The organism is Spirillospora sp. NPDC052269 (assembly GCF_040679435.1).
GTDB lineage: Bacteria > Actinomycetota > Actinomycetes > Streptosporangiales > Streptosporangiaceae > Spirillospora.
This window is the reverse complement of record NZ_JBFAUU010000006.1, coordinates 181,878-199,008: the sequence shown is the minus strand read 5'-3', so window position 1 is coordinate 199,008 and position 17,131 is coordinate 181,878. Positions and strand designations below refer to the sequence as shown.

Genomic DNA, 17,131 nt, shown 5'->3' with positions numbered 1-17,131 from the left:
GGCGTAGACGAACCAGTCGTACCACTCGACGAGATTGCCGATCGAGCCGCCGAGGACGGCCCGCCAGGGTCGACCTCACGGTCGGGCCCGGCCGGGTGCACGGCCTCGCCGGGCCGAACGGCGCCGGGAAGACGACGCTGCTGTCGATGCTGCTCGGCCTCGTCCGCCCGGACGCCGGGACGCTCCGGCTGTTCGGCCGGACGCACGCCGGCGACGGCGCCCGCGCCCTCGACGGCGTCGCCGGGTTCGTCGAGGCCCCGCGCTTCTACCCGTACATGACCGGCCGCGCGAACCTCGAACTGCTCGCCGGGCTGGACGGCGGCGACGCCCGCGACCGGATCGCGGCGGCGCTGGCGACGTCCGGGCTGGGCGACGCGGCGAGGGCCAGGGTCGGCGGCTACTCGGTCGGCATGCGGCAGCGGCTCGGCATCGCCGCGTCGCTGCTGCGCGCCCCGCGCCTGCTGATCCTGGACGAGCCGACCAGCGGCCTCGACCCGGCGGGCATGCGGGACGTCGCGGACCTCGTCCGGCGGCTCGCCGCCGACGGCGTCGCGGTCCTGCTGAGCAGCCACGACATGGACGAGATCGAGGATCTCTGCGACGACGTCACGATCATGAACGCGGGCACGGCCGTGTTCGACGGGACGATGGCCGAGCTGCGCGAACGCGCGCCCGCCCCCGAGTTCCGCCTGACCACCGGTGACGACGACGCCGCCCTCGGCGTCGCGTCCGGCTCGTCCGGGCTGGAGGTCTCGAGGGACGGCGACGGCCCGCTGTCGGTGCGCGCGACCCGCGACCGCCTGGACGACTACGTCGTCGACCTCGGCCGCGCCGGGATCCCCGTCCGCAGCCTGACCCTCCGGACGTCCGCGCTGACCTCGCTGTTCTTCGACCTCACGGGCGGCGCACCGGCGGCGGGCGCCCCGACCCCCGAGAAGGTCCCCGCATGACCACACTCGACACCCGTCCGGTCAGCCCCGTCGCGGCGCGCGGCGGGACGCTGGTCGTGTACCGGTGGGAGACGGCGAAGCTCGTCCGGCAGGTCCGGACGCGGCTGGTCGCGCTCGCCTGCGTCGTCGCGCCGTTCCTGTTCGCGGCGGCGCTGGAGGTGCAGTCCACGACGCCGCAGGACACCCTGTTCGGCCGGTGGGTGCACGACAGCGGCTTCGCCGTCCCGCTGGTGGTGCTCGGCTTCGCCGGGCAGTGGGCGCTGCCCGCGCTGACCAGCGTCGTCGCCGGGGACATCTTCGCCTGCGAGGACCGGCACGGCACCTGGCGGACGATCCTGACCCGGTCCCGCAGCCGCGCGCAGGTCTTCGCGGGCAAGACGCTCGCCGCGCTGACCTACGCCGTGGCGGTGACCGTCCTGCTGGGGGCGTCCAGCCTGCTCGCGGGCGTGCTGGTCGTCGGCCGCCAACCGCTGGTCGGGCTGTCCGGGACGCTGATCGCGCCCGGTCACGCCACCGCGCTCGTCCTGGCGGGCTGGGCCTCGGCGCTGCCGCCGGTGCTCGGCTTCACCGGCATCGGCCTGCTGCTGTCGGTCGCGGGCCGCAACGGCGCGCTCGGCATCGGCGGCCCGGTCGTGATCGGCCTGGTGATGCAGCTCGGCGCGATGGTCGACCTCCCCGTCCCCGTCCGGACACTGCTGCTCAGCACCCCGTTCGGCGCCTGGCACGGACTGTTCGCCGACCCGTCCTTCCGCGGCCCGCTGCTCTGGGGAGCGCTCGTCAGCGCGGCCTACCTGCTCCTGTGCGTCGGCGGCGCGTACGCCCTGCTCCGCCGCCGCGACATCACCGGAGGTTGACCCGTGCGCCGCATCAAGGTCCTCGTCCTCGCGCTGGTCGCCGTCGTGCCGCTGCCCGCTCTCGCCGGATGCGACACCACGGCCGTCAACCGCGACCGGGTGAACGCCGCCGTCGCCCCCACGTTCGCGAACCTCTACGTCCTGCAGCAGCAGTTGCGGGGACGCAAGGTGGCCGCGGCCGCGGTCAAGGCCCGCGCCGACTGCGCCCGGGGGACCGGGCCCAACGCGTCCACCAAGGGCGCGGGGGACGACTGGACGTGCACGCTGTCCTGGTTCAACGCGGGCCCGGCCGTCACCGCGACCGCGAACTACCAGCTGCACGTCCAGCCGAACGGCTGCTACACCGCCGACGGCGACGGCCCGTCCGACTTGAACGGCACGCCCACCCTCACCGCCGCGGACGGCGCGACCGTCACCAACCCGCTCTGGCGCTTCGACGGCTGCTTCGACGTCTCCTGAACTAAAGGACGATGCCCTCGAGGGCATGGGTCAGCAGGCGCGCGCTGCCGTCGCGGTCGGGCGTGGCGTTCTCGCGCAGCCAGGCGGCGGCGAGCAGCAGGTCGAACAGCTCCTCCGGGGTCAGGTCGGCGCGGACCCGCCCCGCCGCCTGGGCCGCGCGCAGCAGCTCGGCCCCGCTGTCGTGCATCGCGTCGCACATGGTGTGGGACGGCGTGCCCTCGTCGTACCAGCTCTGCGTCAGGATGCCGACGAGCCCGCGGAACGTGCTGAAGTGCCGCACGGCGTCGTCCATCCAGGCGGTCAGCGCGGCCAGGGGATCGTCACCCGCGGACAGCTCCTCGGCGCGCGTGACCAGCAGCACCAGGCCGTCCCGGGTCGTGGCCTCCACCAGGGAAGCGCGGCTGGGGAAGTGCCGGTACAGCGTGCCGATCGCGACGCCCGCGCTGGCCGCGACGTCCTCCAGGGACGCCTCGGAGCCGTCCCGCTCGAACGCCCGGCGCGCGGCGCCGAGGATCGCGTCGTAGTTGCGCTGGCCGTCCGCGCGCTTCGGACGCCGCGCGATGTGCGGGTGGGGCAAGGCTCGCTCCTCCACGATGGCGGATTGACAAGCTGAGGATACCTCAGCTTAGCTGGGGGCCTTCAAGTCGAGCCCGCCTCAGGTTCTGTCGGCACTTCTAACCTGAGGCATCCTCACCCTTTTGGAGGGTCGATGAGCACGGAGACGGTGCGGGACGCGGTCCCCGCCGGAGGCGTCCGGGACCGCGCGTGGGCGCCGGTCCTGGTCGCGATCGTCGGCGCGGAGTTCATGCTCCAGCTGGACGGCACGATCGTGAACGTGGCACTGCCGACCCTCAAGGACGACCTGGGCCTCACGACGGCCTCGGCGTCCTGGGTCCCGAACGGGTTCCTCCTCGCCTTCGGCGGCCTGCTGCTCCTCGCCGGACGGCTCGGCGACGTCCTCGGGCACCGGCGCGTGTTCCTTTCCGGGATCGGCCTCGTGGTGGTCGCGTCCCTCGTCGCCGGGCTCGCGCCGAACCTGCCCGTCCTGCTGACCGGCCGGGTCCTCCAGGGCGCGGGCGCGGCGCTCGCGGGGCCGACCGGTCTCGCCCTGCTCGCCACCCTCTTCGAGGGCGCGCGGCAGCAGCGCGCGTTCGGCCTGTACTCGACGGTCAGCGGGCTCGGCGCGTCCGCCGGGATGGTCGTCGGAGGCGTCCTGACCTGGATGGGCGACTGGCGCTGGAGCCTGCTGGCGAACGTCCCGGTCGGGCTCGCCCTGTTGGCGGTGGCCGTGCGGGTGCTGGGCGTCCGGGACGAGGGCGTCCGGTCGCGCGCGCTCGGCGTTCCGTCCGCCGTTCTGGTCACCGGCGCGCTCACCACCGCCGTGTTCACGCTCGTCCACGCCGCCGAGAAGGGCTGGGGCGACGCGCTGACCCTGACCACGCTCGCCGCGTCCGCCGCGCTCTGGACGGCCCTGTTCGTCCTCGACCGCCGGACGGACGAACCGCTCCTGCCCGTCGCCCTCTTCGCCGACCGGAACCGGGCCGGAGCCGTGCTCAGCCTGCTGCTGCTCGCGGCCGTCCTGACCGGATTCCTCGTCTACCTCGTCCTGTACCTCCAGAACGTCCGGCACATGAACGCGCTGAGGAGCGGCGTCGCGATGCTGCCCTACGGCGTCGCGGTGCTCGCCACCACGCAGCTGCTCACCCGGCACGTCGCCAAGATCGACATGAAGGTGCGGGCCCCGGCCGGGCTCGTCGTCCTCCTCGCGGGCGTGCTGTGGCTGACCCGCCTGGACGCCACCAGCGGCTACACGGCGGACGTCCTGCCCGCGCTCGTCCTGATGGGCGTGGGCGTCGGCGTCGCGATCATCCCGATGAACATGATCATCCTGACCACCGCGCCGCCCGAGTACGCGGGGGTCGCGGCGGGCGTCCTCCAGACCGCCCTGACCATCGGCGGCTCGCTCGGCCTCGCCGTGCTGCTCATCCCGTTCACCCACGCCAAGGAGGCCGTCTCCGGGGTGTTCGCGTGGTCGTCCGCCGGGCTCGTCCTGGCCATCGCGATCCAGCTCGTGTCCTGGTTCGGTCCGCGTGCGCGTGAGTGAGCGCGGGGGCTGGTGACGATCGCGGGCCTCCCGTAGATTCGGCGCGACCAGTGAGGCCGAGCACACGGGGTGGCGCGCTGATGCCGGACGGGGACGACGTCAAACCGGACGCTGTGACCAGAGCAGCGGCCGACGCGGCGGTCAACACGATGCACAACGCGGTCGCGGGCGTGGTCGTCCAAGCCGGCACGGTCACCGCGAACCTGCCGCCCGTCGCGCAGCCGGTGTCGGTCGTCCCGCGCCAGATCCCGGCCGAGTCCGGCGAGTTCGTCAACCGGGTGAAGGAACTGGCGCTGCTGGAGTCGGCGGCGTCGTCCCGGCCGGGCGGCCCGGCGGTCGTGGTCGTCAGCGGCATCGGCGGGGTCGGGAAGACCGGCCTCGGCGTCCACTGGGCGCACCGGGCGCGTGACCGGTTCGGCGGCGGGCAGCTCTACGCCGACCTCGCCCGGCTCGGCCATGGCGGCGGCACGGACGTCGCCGACGTGCTCGGCGGGTTCCTGCGCGCGCTCGGCGCCCGCGAGGAGTGGATCGACCCCGGCCTCGAGGCGCGCACCGCGCTGTTCCGGACGCTCACCGACGGCCGTTCCCCGATGCTCATCCTGCTGGACAACGTCGCCCACGCCGGGCAGGTCGAGTCGCTCCTGCCGGGCGCGCCGGGCAGCGTCGTCGTCGCGGTCAGCCGCCGTCGCCTCACCGGCCTGGTCATGCGCGGCGCGGTCCCGCTCGACCTCGGCCCCCTGGACGAGGCGGAGGGCGGCCGCCTCATCGAGCGGATGGTCGCCGACCAGCGCGTCACGCGCGAACCCGGCGCGGCGGCGGAACTCGCCCGGATCTGCGGCGGCCTGCCGATCGCGCTCCGCGTCTGCGGAGCGCGCCTGGCGACCCGGCGCAGGCAGGGCATCGGCAGGCTGTCGGCGGACCTGGCCGACAAGGAGCGGCGGCTCGCCAAGCTGACCGCAGAGGGGAAGCCCGTGGTGGAAGCCGTGTTCGACGCCGCCTACGCCGACCTCCCGCCCGGGGCCGCCGCCCTCTACCGCGGCCTCGGCGCGTTCCCCGGCCCCGACTTCTCCGCCGAACTGTGCGACCTCATCATGGACGCGGGCGCGGACGACGCGCTGGACGCCCTACTGGAGTCGTGCCTCCTGGAGGAGGCGGGCGAGGACCGGTACCGGTTCCACGACCTCGTCCGCCTGCACGCGCAGTCGGTCGCGGACGGGTCCCGTGACCTGCGGCGACGCTTCGTGGCCTGGTACCTGAAGGAGGTTCAGGCGTGCGACTGGGCCGTCCTCGGGCAGCGGCTCCGGGTCGCCGCGCCGCCCGAGCCGCCGGTGAAGCGGGACGAGGCCCTCGGGTGGCTCGAACGCGAGCACGCGAACATCCTCGCCGTCGTCCGGACGGCCGCCGCCGAACGCTGGGACGACCTGGTGTGGCGCTTCACCGAGTCCCTGTGGGCGCTGTACGACGGCCACGCGCACCCGGTCGACGAGCTGGAGATCGCCCGCCTCGGCCTCGCGTCCGCCCGGGAGCTCGGCGACGACGTGGCCGAGGCCCGCATGCACACGCTGCTCGTCCGCGCGCTCCTTCGCGGCGGCAAGCTGGACGATGCGATCGCCGAACTCCCCGCGTTGACCGGGTTCGGCGACGCGATCGTGGCCGTGGAGCCGGGGAGCCTCGCGGGGGGCGTGCTGCGTCAACGCGTCCTGGCCGGTGTGATCGAGGCCGTCGGGATCGTCCGGCAGCGGCAGGGCTACCACGAGGCCGCCATCGCGTCCTTCCGGCGGTCGCGCGACATCAACGCCGCCCTGGTCAATCCGCGCGGCGTGGCGGTGCACGGCTACCTGCTGAGCGGCGCCCTCATCGCCGCCGGACGGCACGCCGAGGCCGTCACGCAGCTCGAGTTCAGCCTGCGGGTGCAGGAAGGCGGGCCCGATCCGCTGACCGCCGCGAAGATCCGCACCCGGCTGGGCGAGGCGTACCTCGCGCTCGGACGGCCCGGAGACGCGGCCGAGGAACTGACGCGGGCGCTCGCGACCCTGGCGACACGGGACATGCCCGTGCGCGAGGCCCGCGCCCTGGAACTGCTCGCCGAGGCGACCGAGGACGAGGAGAAGGCGGCCGGATACCTGCGGCGGGTGAAGGCGCTGCGCCGCCCGGAGCCGGAGGCCTAACGACAACCCCTATTTCGTGTCGGGGGGGGGGGTGACGTGGAGGCGGAATTCTCGCGGCCCCGCCGAGACGGTGAACGACCCGGCGAGCGGACGCCCTGACACGAGCAGCAGGTAGGCCGCCGAGGCGCACAGCGACGCGTCCGCGCCTTCGAGGCGGGCGCGCGTTCCGTCGCGCAGCACGACCAGTGTCGCGCCGTCGTCCAGGGCCGCCGCGGCGATCTCGGCGCCCCGGTGGCGGGCGAGGACGTCCCCGGCCCACGCCTCCGGATCCTCGGGCGGGTCGGCGCGGACGAAGACGTCCGCCGAGGTGAGCAGGCGCTCGTCGGCCTCGCCTTCGTCGACGACGAGGTGCGGGTCGTCCAGCAGGTCCGGCGCGTGGTCGTCGAGGACGGCCGGGTACCGATCGAGCCGGATGCGGTCGTCCCGCACCTCGCCCTGGACGTTCAGCGCGGTCACGGCACGCGGGCCGCGCGGCTCGGGCGGCGGGACGGGACGCAGCCGGGCCGGGTTCGCGGGCGGATCCAGGGACATCAGCTCGTACAGCAGCTCGCGCAGGTTCGCCGCCGCCTGCCCGCGCATGCCGATCGCGTCGGGCACGTCCAGCGGGACGGTCAGCTTCTCCAGCTGGCCGCGCACCCCCTCGGACGGCCGGAACCTCGGCAGGACGCGTCCGAGCTCCGCCATCGGGGACGCCGGGTCGACCTCGGCGTCGGCGAACGCGGCGAGCAGCGTGGGACGGCCCAGCGCCGCCGCGTAGTAGGTGACCGAGCCGTGGTCGCCGACGACGGCGTCCGCCGCGACGAGCGCCGCGCGCCAGCCGTCCCGCGGCGGGACGAGCAGCAGACCCGCGTTCAGCGCCTCGGCCAGCCAGCCCTCGATCTGGTACGCGCCGTGCCGGTCCCACACGTTCGGGTGCAGCGCCATCGCGACGCGGAACCCGTCCACCGGCAGCTCGGCGGTCAGGCGCGCGAGCAGGTGCGGCATCCGGCCGAACAGCGACCCGCCGTTCCACGTGGACGACAGCACCACCAGCCGCTGCCCCCGCCGGACGCCGAGCGCGCGCCGGAACCGGTCGCGCAGCGGAAGGCTCGCCGTCATCCGGTCGAAGCACGGATCCCCGGCGACCACCGCGATCCGCGCGGCGGGCGGGCAGCTCTCCCGCAGCCGCGCCAGCTGCTCCTCGTGAGCGAGGACGATCTTCGCCGGGACGACGCGTCCGCGACGCATGAGCTGCGCGGCGGCCAGCCCGGACGCCACGTCCGCGCTGCCGCTCGCCGCCTCGACGAGCCGGTTGTGGCCGGCGCCGTGCGGCATCACCACGAGCCGCCGGCCCAGCCGGTGCAGGCCTCCGTTCGCGGACGTCGCGAGCGTCAGGTCATATCCGCCGTGGACGGCCTCGCGCCAGGGCACGACCCGCGCGTCGATGTCACGCAGCAGCCCCGGAAGCTCGCGGTCGAACGCGGACCCCTCACTGACCGTGAACTCGACGCCGATCCTCGGATCGCCGTGGAACACCGGCAGGACGTCCAGCATCCGCGTCGCGGACGCGAGATTGCGCACCACGGCCAGCACCCGCCGCTCCGGCCGATGCGTGTCCCACACCCCGTCGCCGCGTCCGGCACCGCTCCCTCGACGGGGGTTCCGCGCGGCGGGGGCGGGCCGCCTGCCGAACACCCGTCTCATCCGGCGCACTCTACCCGCGCGTCGCGAGTGCTCCTCAAGGGCGTTTTGGCAAGGGTGTTCAGCTTCCGGCGGAGTCCCGTCCCACAGGCCCCGATCACGTTTGGGAACCCTGCCGGGAGGGGGACGTTGGGCGGTGGAATGTCCGACCGGCGTCGTACGGTGGGCGCGTCACGGAAGGGGTTTCGGCCAGTGAAGCTGCTCACCGCAACCAACCTCACCCAGGGCTACCGCGACAACGACTTCGCCTGGTGCGTGGAGGGCGAACTCGTCCACATCGGCGTGATCTGCGACCGCGACGCCGGCGACCCGGACGGCGGCTGCGGCTGCGCCCGCGCGTTCGCCGGGCTGAACTCCCACCGCGCCACCACCACCGCCATGGTCCGCGAGGTCCCGGGTTTCACCGAGGCCGACTACGTCGAGGCGATCCGCAGCAGCCTGGAGCAGCAGGGCTACGACGGCTCGCACGCCGAGCACGACGCGGCGGGCCTGCGCACGCTCGTCCGCGACTGGCCGGTCGGCGCCATCGTCGAACGCCGCCTGGACGAGATCGTCGTCCGCCAGGTCGTCCAGCCGTAGGGCGTGTCAGGGCAGGCAGGCGCGGACGCCCTGGGCGCCCCCTCGGGCGAACTCGGCGATGCGCTGCGCGGCGGTGCCGTGGTCGCCGGGACGGGTCCACGGGGCGCCGTCGCCGATCTGGCGGAACGCGGCGTCGATCTCGGTCTGGTCGCCGGTCTCGGCGCGCAGCGCGCCGTCCCGGGCCGCTCCCGAGAGCGTGGCGCCCGCGAGGCAGTCGGCCTGCAGCTCGCCGCGGTCGGAGACCAGCATGGACGGCATCCGGTGCTGGACGGCGTGCCCCCACTCGTGCGCGATGACCATGAACACCCAGGCGTCGCCCGTCCCGTAGCCGTCGCGCATCAGGTGCTCGTCCCAGGCGAGGTAGTCGCCGTCGGGGCAGTAGGCCGCGTTGTCGCGTTCGAGCGGGTGACCGCCGCAGTGCGGGGTCGTCGCGGCGTTCGCGCCGTCGTACGGGCCGAGGACGGCGGGCGGGGCGTAGCGTCCGCCGAAGATCTCCGTCCAGTGCCGCCGCCAGAACCCGTCCACGACATCCTGGGCGTCCTGGAGGTCCTGCTCAAGGGCCTGCTGGAAGGCCTGTCGGAGGGACACGGTCTCCTCGGCGGCATCGTCGGGTGCGAAGGAGGCGCTCGTGTCGAGCGCGTGGACGGGCATTCCGGAGCCGAACGCGAACGTCGTCCCGGAGACGCGGACGGTCACCGACGCGGGGGCGTGCGCCGACACCGGGAACGCGCCCGTGGGGGAGCCGGGCGTGAGGGATCCGGGGCTCAGGACGACCGGCCCGTCGCCCGGCGTCACGGTGAACGCGGACGCCGTCCCGGGAACGGCCACCACGCCGTACGCGGCGAGCGCCAGGACGGTCAGTGACCGCGGTCCGCGAAGTCGCGCGCGTGACGGTCGGGGGAGCGGCACTCCGCCTCCAGGGGGTCAGGGGGTGACGGACCCATCCGACGTCACCCCGGCCCCTGGCGCGGACACGGCATCACGGGCGTCACGGCGAGGTAGGCGGGTTCTTCCCGAACGGTCACAGTGACCGCTCGGATTCATGCTCTCCGAAAAGGGCTCCGGTCGTGGTCTTGTCGTCCGCGGTCGGGCCGTGCGACCGGAGGACGACCCGGGCGCCGAGCGCGTCCTCGACCGCGTCCACCGGATCGCCGAGCGGTTCCAGCACCGGACGCGCCGTGAGCAGCCGTTCCGTGAGCGCGCCCTGCCGCTCCAGGTCGTGCTCCGCCTCGAACGGCAGCCGCCGCACGATCCCGCCGTCCATCTCGTAGGCGCGACAAAGGTGCAGGTCAGGACGGGTTGAAGCGATGTCGAGGTGAGTGAGCGCGAGACCGTCCACGCCTCCGGCGCCCCGGACGGCGTAGTCGAGCGCCACGGTGTCCAGGTGGCCCACGCGGAACGAGCCCTGCCACGGGCCGGCGCCGTTGTGCGGGTCGGGCAGGTCGGCGGTGAGCGCCGGGTCCTCGGTCACGAACGGCCCGGGCCCGTGCCGGGTCGCGTAGGCGCGTAGAACGCCCAGCCGAAACCCTGGTTCGCCCGCCTCCGCGAGAAGCGTCTCCGCGTTCGCGAACGTCGTCGTCGACCACGTCGTGTACGGGTGGAAACCGTGCCACTCGTCCAGCAGGACGCCCTGCGCGCCCTCGAACACCGCGCGTCCCGTGCGCAGGACGCGCGGCAGGTGCCGGTCGTCCACGATCCGGACGCTCGCCCCGAACGCCAGGAACGCCGTCGCGCAGTCGTCGACGTCCGGAACAAGCTCGACATCCGGAACGGGCTCGCCGTCTGGGACGGGCGCGACCTCCGAAGAGACCCCGCCCGCAGGGAAGGTGTCGTGGTACCAGTCGCGCAAGGCGGCCAAGCGCTGCCGCAGGCGCGCGGGCGCGAGGCAGTCCCCGGCGCGCGGGGCGAGGTCGGGGTGGGCGAGGGCGTACGCGGCGGTCTCGCCCACGCCCATCCCGCAGGACCCGTGCCGGGCCGCGCCGCGGGCGGTCTCCCGCGCGCGGTTGGCGGCCCGGTGGTACGGGGTGGTGAGCGGGGCGTCCCGGTCCACGGTCAGCCGGGCGAAGGCGTCCCGGACGCCGAGCGCGCGCAGGTGCTCGTGCTCGGCGGCCAGGGCCAGCGGGTCGACCAGCATGAACCGCGACAGGTGCGTCCGGACGCCGGGAGTGAACGTCCCGGAGCCGAACTGCGCGAACGTGTGGTGCCGTCCGTCCGGCGCGACGACGTTGTGCGCGGCCTGGGCCCCGCCGTTGAAACGGACGACCGTGTGGACCGGCCCGGCCCCTGTGCCACGCGCCGCCTGCGCGCAGAGCCGGTCCACCACGGTGCCCTTGCCGGCATCGCCGAACCCGAGGTCGACGACGATGGCATGCCGCATCAGAGCCGGCGGTTCCGGGAGTCGCGTCCCTTGCCGCGCAGTCCGGACGGCGTGCCGGTCTCGGCGACCGTGCCCCGGGTCCTCCGCAGCGGGGTGAGCGCCTTCGACACGACCTCCCCGGCATCCGATCCGGCCTCGTCCAGGTGCTCCAGGCCCTCGTCGAGGTCGATGGCGTCCTCGCCGAGCCCGATGGTGAGCGCGATCGTCTCGCAGACCGCGTCCAGGTCGTCCAGGAACAGCACGTTCTGCCCGAGCTGCTCGCGCCAGAAGTCGCGCAGCCGGTCGTCGGAGGTGTGGTAGGCCCCCGCGGGGATGATGAAGTACACGTCCCAGGCGCGGCGCAGCTCGTCCAGGAGCCCGCCGAGCGGGACGTCCTCCCCGAGGTCGTCGCCGATCAGCGAGCGGACCTGCTCCTTGCGGGCGGACGGGTAGGCGAGCTCGTCGCCGATCATGAACAGGTAGCCGCGCCTGCCGCGCTTCTCGTAGCAGTCGATCGCGGTGTGCCGGGCCATGAAGTACATGGCCAGCTCGTACGACTCCTTCATCTGGCCGCCGCCACCGCCCTCGAGCAGGAACTTGCCGAGGTCGTCGTCCATCCGGTTGTCGGACTCGAACTGCCCGATCTGCAGCGGCGCGCGGTCGCAGTGCGCGTCGCCGATCGCGCCGAACATGATCTGCGGGTTCGCGACGTAGCCCTTGCGCAGCAGCAGGCCGAGCAGGTCGGGCAGCCGCGTCTGGAGCGTGCGCGGGACCGTCCCCATCGAGCCGGTCACGTCGAACAGGACCGAGATCGCCAGCGACTCGGGGTGCTCGTCGGAGTCGCGTGACTCGCGCAGCGCGACGTTCTTCGGATCGAGGTCGGCGTGGACGGAGGTCGCGCCGCTGTCGCTGTAGGCGAACGCGCTGATGTTGTTCGCGCTCTGGTAGGCGCGGTTGGCGCTGTAGACGTCGGTGGACCAGTCTCCACTACCCATGTCGTCCTCCTGAGGGCATGGTGAAGGGGCGGAAGGTGCGGCGGCCGTAAAGCCGCCCGAGCAGCTCGTCGAGTTCGGCGAGCAGCCGCCAGGCGTCGCGCGGACGCCGGTGCGGCGCGGGGAGGGTGCACCCGGAGATGAAGCCGCGCAGGGCGGCGGGCGCGCGGCCGCCCATGAGCCGGGCGACGCACTTCGACGCCATGAACACGTCCGTCCCGGGGACGGCCGCTTCGCGCGCGGGGATCTCGGGGGCGTACAGGGAGTCGTGCCGGTCGACCATCGCGGGGACACGTCCGCCGGGACGGGTGACCGAGTAGCACCAGTCGGCGAGCACCAGCCCGTGCTTCTCCGGGTGGACGAGCACGTGCTCGGGCAGGACGGCCCCGTGCACGACCCCCGCCTGGTGGGCGTAGCCGAGCGCGACCAGCAGCCGCCGCCACATCCATGCCGCGTCGCGCGGGTCGAGCCCGTCCGGATGGGCGGCGCGGACCTCGGCGAACGAGACGAACCCGTCGAGCGGCACGAGCACGTTGACCCGGCGCGTCTCCCCGGTGTCCGGATCGCGGTGCCGGAACGCCGTGACCAGCTCCGGGACGTACACGCGGAACCTCGGCTCGCCGTCGCGGCGCAGCTTCCCGAGCGCCTCCTCCTCGCGGGCCATGAGGTCGTTGTCGGACGGGTCGCGCGGCATCTTGAGCACCACGCTCCGTCCCCGGTCGTCGGCCGGGTTCTGCTCGGACCGGTACTTCTCGGACCGGTACTGCTCGGCCAGGTACAGCTCCGCGAGGTCGCCGCTGGCGATGGTCTCGCCGAGCCGGTAGCGGTCCGACCCGACCTCGAAGACCGGCGTGTTCGCCGCGTTGTAGGCGTGCCACAGCTCCGACAGGCGGGCGAAGTGCCGGGACGAGCCGGCCGGCGTGGCGTCCGGGTGGACGAGCCGGGCCAGCCGCCGGAACAGCCGCGCCGCCTCGGCCTCGTCCTCGCCGAACAGGTCCGCGGGGGAGACGGCGCGCTCCACCAGCGCCACGGCCTCCTCGTAAGTCATCTGATCTCCTCCTCCCGGCTGGGCCTCAGCAGAGCGGGGTGCAGAAGCCGCGCGTCGCCCGCGCGGTAGAGCTTCGGCTTGGGGCCGCCGCGGCGTCCCTCGCGGTCGGCGGTGCCTCCTGTCGCCTCGACGAACCCCGGGACCGACAGCACCTTCCGATGGAAGTTGCCCGCGTGGAGCTCCTCGCCCCAGACCGTCTCGTAGACGGCGCGCAGCTCGGGGACGGTGAACTCGGGCGGGCAGAACGCGGTCGCGAGCGGCGTGTACTCGAGCTTCCCGCGCGCCCGCTCCAGGCCGTCCGCGAGGATCCGCGCGTGGTCGAACGCGAGCTTGCGCGTGACGCCGGGGTGCTGCGCCCCGGCCTCGCTGAGGCCCAGCCCGTCCACGGGGACCCAGGCGGCCTCGGCGGCGTCGCCGCCCGCGTGCGGATCGGGCAGTTCGGGCGCGAAGGCCAGGTACGCGACGGAGATGACGCGCATCCGGGGGTCGCGTCCCGGGGCGCCGTAGGTGGCGAGCTGCTCCAGGTGCATCCGCTCCATCGGGCCGCCGGGCTGGGACGGGTCGAGCCCCGTCTCCTCGGCCAGCTCGCGCCGCGCGGCGGGCGACAGGTCCTCGGCGTCCACCACGCCCCGGACGAATCCGCCCGGCAGCGCCCACATCCCCATGAAGGGCGCATGCCCGCGCCGCACCAGAAGCACGTTCAGCGCGCCGTCCCGGATGGTCAGCGCGACGACGTCCACCGTCACCGAGACGGGGTCGTAGGCGCGCGGGTCGTAGGCGGCGAGGAACGCGGCCTCGTCCTGCGGCGGCTGGTTCATCCCGTGGGCCCGTCCTTCTCTATCTGAGTCAATCTCGACCTGAGAAGAACGTAACCCGTGTCGGAGGGTTCGTCCAGGGGGATTTGAGGGGAATGCCCGCCGTGCCTTACGATCGGCCAGGTCAATTAGGTTAGGTTTACCTAACTGAATCCTTGAGCCCACGAACGGCGGTGAGTGACGCATGCTCCGCAGGCGGACGACGGTGCTCGCGGTCTCCGCGCTCGCACTGCTCGTCGCCGTCCTCGCGAGCCTCGCGCTCGGCAGCCGCGCGATCGCCCCAGGCCATGTCCTGGACGCGCTGCTCCACCACGGAGGCACCGACGAGGACGTCATCGTCCGCTCGCTGCGCGTGCCGCGCACGGTCGTCGGCCTCGCCGCCGGCGCCGCGCTCGCCGTCGCGGGCGTGCTCATGCAGGCGCTCACCCGCAACCCGCTCGCCGACCCCCGCATCATGGGCGTCACGTCGGGCGCGTCGCTGGGCGTCGTCATCGCGATCAGCGTGTTCGGGCTGACGTCCCTGCCGTCCTACCTGTGGTTCGGCGTCGCCGGCGCGACGGTCGCGGGCGCGTTCGTCTACGCCCTGTCCGCGCGGACCCGCGACGGCGCGTCCCCGGTCACCCTCGCCCTCGCCGGGACGGCCCTGGACGCCTCGCTCACCGGCGTCGTCGTCGGCGTCCTGACCGTCAACCAGCAGACCTTCGACACCTTCCGGTTCTGGGCGGTCGGCGCGCTCGCCGGACGTCCGCCGGAGGTCGCGACCTGGGTGATCCCGTTCGTCGTGGCCGGCGTGGCGGTCGCCTTCGCCGCCGCCCGCGGCCTGGACGCCCTCGCCCTCGGCGACGACGTCGCCCGCGGCCTCGGCCGCAACGTCGGACGCGTCCGGCTCGCCGCCGCCGTCGCGGCGATCCTGCTCACCGGCGCGGCCGTCGCCGCCGCCGGGCCCATCGGCTTCGTCGGCCTCGCCGTCCCCCACCTCGCCCGCGCCCTCGTGGGCGCCGACCACCGCTGGACCCTCGCCGTGTCCCTCCTGCTCGGCCCCACCCTCCTGCTCACCGCCGACGTCATCGGCCGCCTCATCGCCCCGCCCGCCGAGGTCCGCGCGGGCGTCGTCACCGCCCTGCTCGGCGCCCCGTTCCTCCTCGTCCTCGTCCGCCGGGCCCGGACGGTGACCGCGTGACCGCCACCCGCCGCCCCCTCGCGCACCGGACCTGGAAGGTGACCACGTGACCGCCGTCCGGCACCCGGCCGCGGGCGTGCTCGTCCTCGGACTCGGCCCGGTCGCGGTGACCGTCCGCCGCCGCGCGCTGGTCTTCGGGACCGTCCTGGCCGTCCTCACCGCCGTCGCCGCGCTGGCCTCGCTCGCGATCGGCAGCACCTTCGTCGCGCCCGCCGACGTGCTGAGCGCGCTCGCCGGGCAGGGCCCCGCGACCCTGGTCGTCCAGGACCTGCGGCTGCCGCGCGTCGAGGTCGGCCTCGCCGTCGGCGCGCTGCTCGGCGTGTCCGGCGCGCTGCTCCAGTCCGTCACCCGCAACCCGCTCGCCGGGCCGGACGTCATGGGCGTCACGCAGGGCGCGGGCCTCGCCGCGACCGCCGTGATGACCTCCGGCCTCGGCGCGGCCTGGCTCGGCCCGGCCGCGCTGCTCGGCGGCGTCGCCGCCGCGGTCGCGGTCTTCGCCTTCGCCGGGCGGACGGGCCTGACCGCCAACCGCTTCGTGCTGTCCGGCATCGCGGTCGCGCTCGCCCTGAAGGCCCTCACCGAGGTCTTCATCGTCGGCGCCGACCCGTCGGACGGCGAACGCGCCCGCGTCTGGCTGTCCGGCAGCCTCGCCGGGCTCGGCCAGCGCGAGACGCTCACCCTGCTCGTCCCGCTGCTGGTGCTGTCGCCGCTGCTGTTCTGGGCCGGACGCGCGCTCGACACCGCCGGGCTGGACGACGACCTCGCGCGCGGCCTCGGCGTCCGCGTCGGCCCGCGCCGCCTGCTGCTCGGCCTCGTCGCCGTCGTCCTCGCCGCCCTCGCGACGTCCCAGGCGGGCGCCGTCGACTTCGTCGCGCTCGCCGCGCCGCAGCTCGCCCGCCGCCTGCTCCGCGCGGACCGCCCGCCGCTGCTGTGCGCCGCCCTCACCGGCGCGCTGCTCACCGTCGTCGCCGACCTGATCGCCCGGACGGCGTTCGCGCCCGTCCAGCTGCCGGTCGGCGTCCTCACCGCCACGCTCGGCGGCCCCTACCTGCTCTGGCTGCTCGTCCGGAGGAAGACCCGATGACCGACGTCTCCGAACCGCTGACGGACGCCTCCGAGGCGGCCCCGGCCCCCGCCGCGCCCGGCCGTCCGGCGGTCACGCTCGCCGCGCGCGACCTGACCGTCGGATACGGCGACCGGACGATCCTGTCCGGTCTCGACCTGGAGCTGCCCGGCGGCGCGTTCACCGTGGTCATCGGCCCGAACGCGTGCGGCAAGTCGACGCTGCTGCGCACCCTCGCCCGGCTGCTCTCCCCGCGCTCCGGCTCGGCCCTCATCGACGGCGCGGACGTGCACGGCATCAACACCCGCGAGCTGGCCCGCCGCCTCGGCGTCCTGCCGCAGTCGCCCGTCACGCCCGAGGGCCTCACGGTCACCGACCTGGTCGCGCGCGGACGCCAGCCGCACCAGCGCTGGTTCCGGCAGTGGAGCGCCTCCGACACCGAGGCCGTCGAGCGCGCCCTGACGCTCACCGACCTCACCGGCCTGCGGGACCGCCCGGTGGACGCGCTGTCCGGCGGCCAGCGGCAGCGGGTCTGGATCGCGCTCACCCTCGCGCAGGACACCGACGCCCTGCTGCTGGACGAGCCGACCACCTACCTCGACCTCGCCCACCAGATCGAGGTCCTCGATCTGCTGCGGCGGCTCAACCGTCGCGGGGGCCACACGGTCGTGGCCGTCCTGCATGACCTGAACCAGGCGTGCCGGTACGCCGACCACCTGGTCGTCATGAAGGACGGCGCGGTCGTGCGGCAGGGCGCCCCCGCCGACGTGATGGACGCCGCGTGCCTGTCCGAGGTGTTCGGCCTCGGCGGCGTGGTCGTCCCCTGCCCGGTCACGGGCGCGCCCATGGTCGTGCCGGACGCCCCGGCCTGAACGAAGGAGAC

At 74.5% G+C, this 17,131-nt stretch carries 16 protein-coding genes; 9 read left to right on the top strand and 7 right to left on the bottom strand.

Features of this window, described 5'->3' with window-relative positions; translation table 11 throughout:
* The 3 genes from AB0L06_RS14795 to AB0L06_RS14785 all read left to right on the top strand — a co-directional run.
* Positions 1-950: ABC transporter ATP-binding protein (locus AB0L06_RS14795; protein WP_500231511.1), on the top strand; the 950-nt coding region annotated here is incomplete at its 5' end.
* On the top strand, positions 947-1,804 hold the full coding sequence (locus AB0L06_RS14790) for an ABC transporter permease (protein WP_500231510.1): 858 nt from the start codon (positions 947-949) through the stop codon (positions 1,802-1,804). The genes AB0L06_RS14795 and AB0L06_RS14790, both read left to right, overlap by 4 nt.
* A gap of 3 nt (positions 1,805-1,807) precedes the next feature.
* The gene (locus tag AB0L06_RS14785) at positions 1,808-2,263 is read left to right on the top strand and encodes a hypothetical protein (protein WP_500231509.1); all 456 of its coding nucleotides are present in this window, start codon (positions 1,808-1,810) and stop codon (positions 2,261-2,263) included.
* 1 nt (position 2,264) lies between these two features.
* Here AB0L06_RS14785 and AB0L06_RS14780 read toward each other — a convergent pair whose 3' ends face one another.
* Positions 2,265-2,840, bottom strand: coding sequence for a TetR/AcrR family transcriptional regulator (locus AB0L06_RS14780; RefSeq protein WP_500231508.1), 576 nt, complete (start codon positions 2,838-2,840; stop codon positions 2,265-2,267).
* A 132-nt stretch (positions 2,841-2,972) separates the two neighbouring features.
* Between AB0L06_RS14780 and AB0L06_RS14775 the strand changes: the two genes are divergently transcribed.
* Both AB0L06_RS14775 and AB0L06_RS14770 read left to right on the top strand, forming a co-directional pair.
* Entirely contained in the window at positions 2,973-4,367 is a 1,395-nt protein-coding gene (locus AB0L06_RS14775) for an MFS transporter (RefSeq protein ID WP_500231507.1), read from the top strand.
* An 80-nt stretch (positions 4,368-4,447) separates the two neighbouring features.
* Positions 4,448-6,535, top strand: coding sequence for a hypothetical protein (locus AB0L06_RS14770; RefSeq protein WP_500231506.1), 2,088 nt, complete (start codon positions 4,448-4,450; stop codon positions 6,533-6,535).
* Between the two features lie 9 nt (positions 6,536-6,544).
* Here the strand turns inward: AB0L06_RS14770 and AB0L06_RS14765 are convergent, their stop codons facing one another.
* Complete coding sequence (locus AB0L06_RS14765; protein WP_500231505.1) at positions 6,545-8,218, bottom strand: translation initiation factor IF-2; 1,674 nt, start codon at positions 8,216-8,218, stop codon at positions 6,545-6,547.
* Between the two features lie 189 nt (positions 8,219-8,407).
* Between AB0L06_RS14765 and AB0L06_RS14760 the strand changes: the two genes are divergently transcribed.
* Entirely contained in the window at positions 8,408-8,794 is a 387-nt protein-coding gene (locus AB0L06_RS14760; RefSeq protein ID WP_500231504.1) for a DUF7715 family protein, read from the top strand.
* 6 nt (positions 8,795-8,800) lie between these two features.
* Here the strand turns inward: AB0L06_RS14760 and AB0L06_RS14755 are convergent, their stop codons facing one another.
* The 5 genes from AB0L06_RS14755 to AB0L06_RS14735 form a co-directional block, all read right to left on the bottom strand.
* Positions 8,801-9,703: a neutral zinc metallopeptidase gene (locus AB0L06_RS14755; RefSeq protein ID WP_500231503.1), complete on the bottom strand. Its 903-nt coding sequence runs from the start codon at positions 9,701-9,703 to the stop codon at positions 8,801-8,803.
* A 112-nt stretch (positions 9,704-9,815) separates the two neighbouring features.
* Positions 9,816-11,171: an adenylosuccinate synthetase gene (locus AB0L06_RS14750; protein ID WP_500231502.1), complete on the bottom strand. Its 1,356-nt coding sequence runs from the start codon at positions 11,169-11,171 to the stop codon at positions 9,816-9,818.
* Entirely contained in the window at positions 11,171-12,145 is a 975-nt protein-coding gene (locus AB0L06_RS14745; RefSeq protein ID WP_500231501.1) for a hypothetical protein, read from the bottom strand. The genes AB0L06_RS14750 and AB0L06_RS14745 overlap by 1 nt, the downstream gene beginning before the upstream one ends.
* Positions 12,138-13,190: a serine/threonine-protein kinase gene (locus AB0L06_RS14740; protein ID WP_500231500.1), complete on the bottom strand. Its 1,053-nt coding sequence runs from the start codon at positions 13,188-13,190 to the stop codon at positions 12,138-12,140. Before AB0L06_RS14740 ends, AB0L06_RS14745 begins: the two co-directional genes overlap by 8 nt.
* Positions 13,187-14,008 carry an NUDIX hydrolase gene (locus tag AB0L06_RS14735; RefSeq protein ID WP_500231499.1) on the bottom strand — a complete coding sequence of 274 codons (822 nt, stop codon included), beginning with the start codon at positions 14,006-14,008 and terminating at the stop codon, positions 13,187-13,189. The genes AB0L06_RS14740 and AB0L06_RS14735 overlap by 4 nt, the downstream gene beginning before the upstream one ends.
* 181 nt (positions 14,009-14,189) lie before the next feature.
* Here AB0L06_RS14735 and AB0L06_RS14730 point away from each other — a divergent pair, with 181 nt between their 5' ends.
* Genes AB0L06_RS14730 through AB0L06_RS14720 form a run of 3 tightly spaced genes read left to right on the top strand, consistent with a single transcriptional unit; the run spans position 14,190 to position 17,120 of the window.
* Positions 14,190-15,185 carry a FecCD family ABC transporter permease gene (locus tag AB0L06_RS14730; protein WP_500231498.1) on the top strand — a complete coding sequence of 332 codons (996 nt, stop codon included), beginning with the start codon at positions 14,190-14,192 and terminating at the stop codon, positions 15,183-15,185.
* 46 nt (positions 15,186-15,231) lie between these two features.
* The gene (locus AB0L06_RS14725; protein ID WP_500231497.1) at positions 15,232-16,269 is read left to right on the top strand and encodes a FecCD family ABC transporter permease; all 1,038 of its coding nucleotides are present in this window, start codon (positions 15,232-15,234) and stop codon (positions 16,267-16,269) included.
* Positions 16,266-17,120, top strand: coding sequence for an ABC transporter ATP-binding protein (locus tag AB0L06_RS14720; protein ID WP_500231496.1), 855 nt, complete (start codon positions 16,266-16,268; stop codon positions 17,118-17,120). Before AB0L06_RS14725 ends, AB0L06_RS14720 begins: the two co-directional genes overlap by 4 nt.
* The last annotated feature ends 11 nt before the right edge of the window (positions 17,121-17,131 follow it).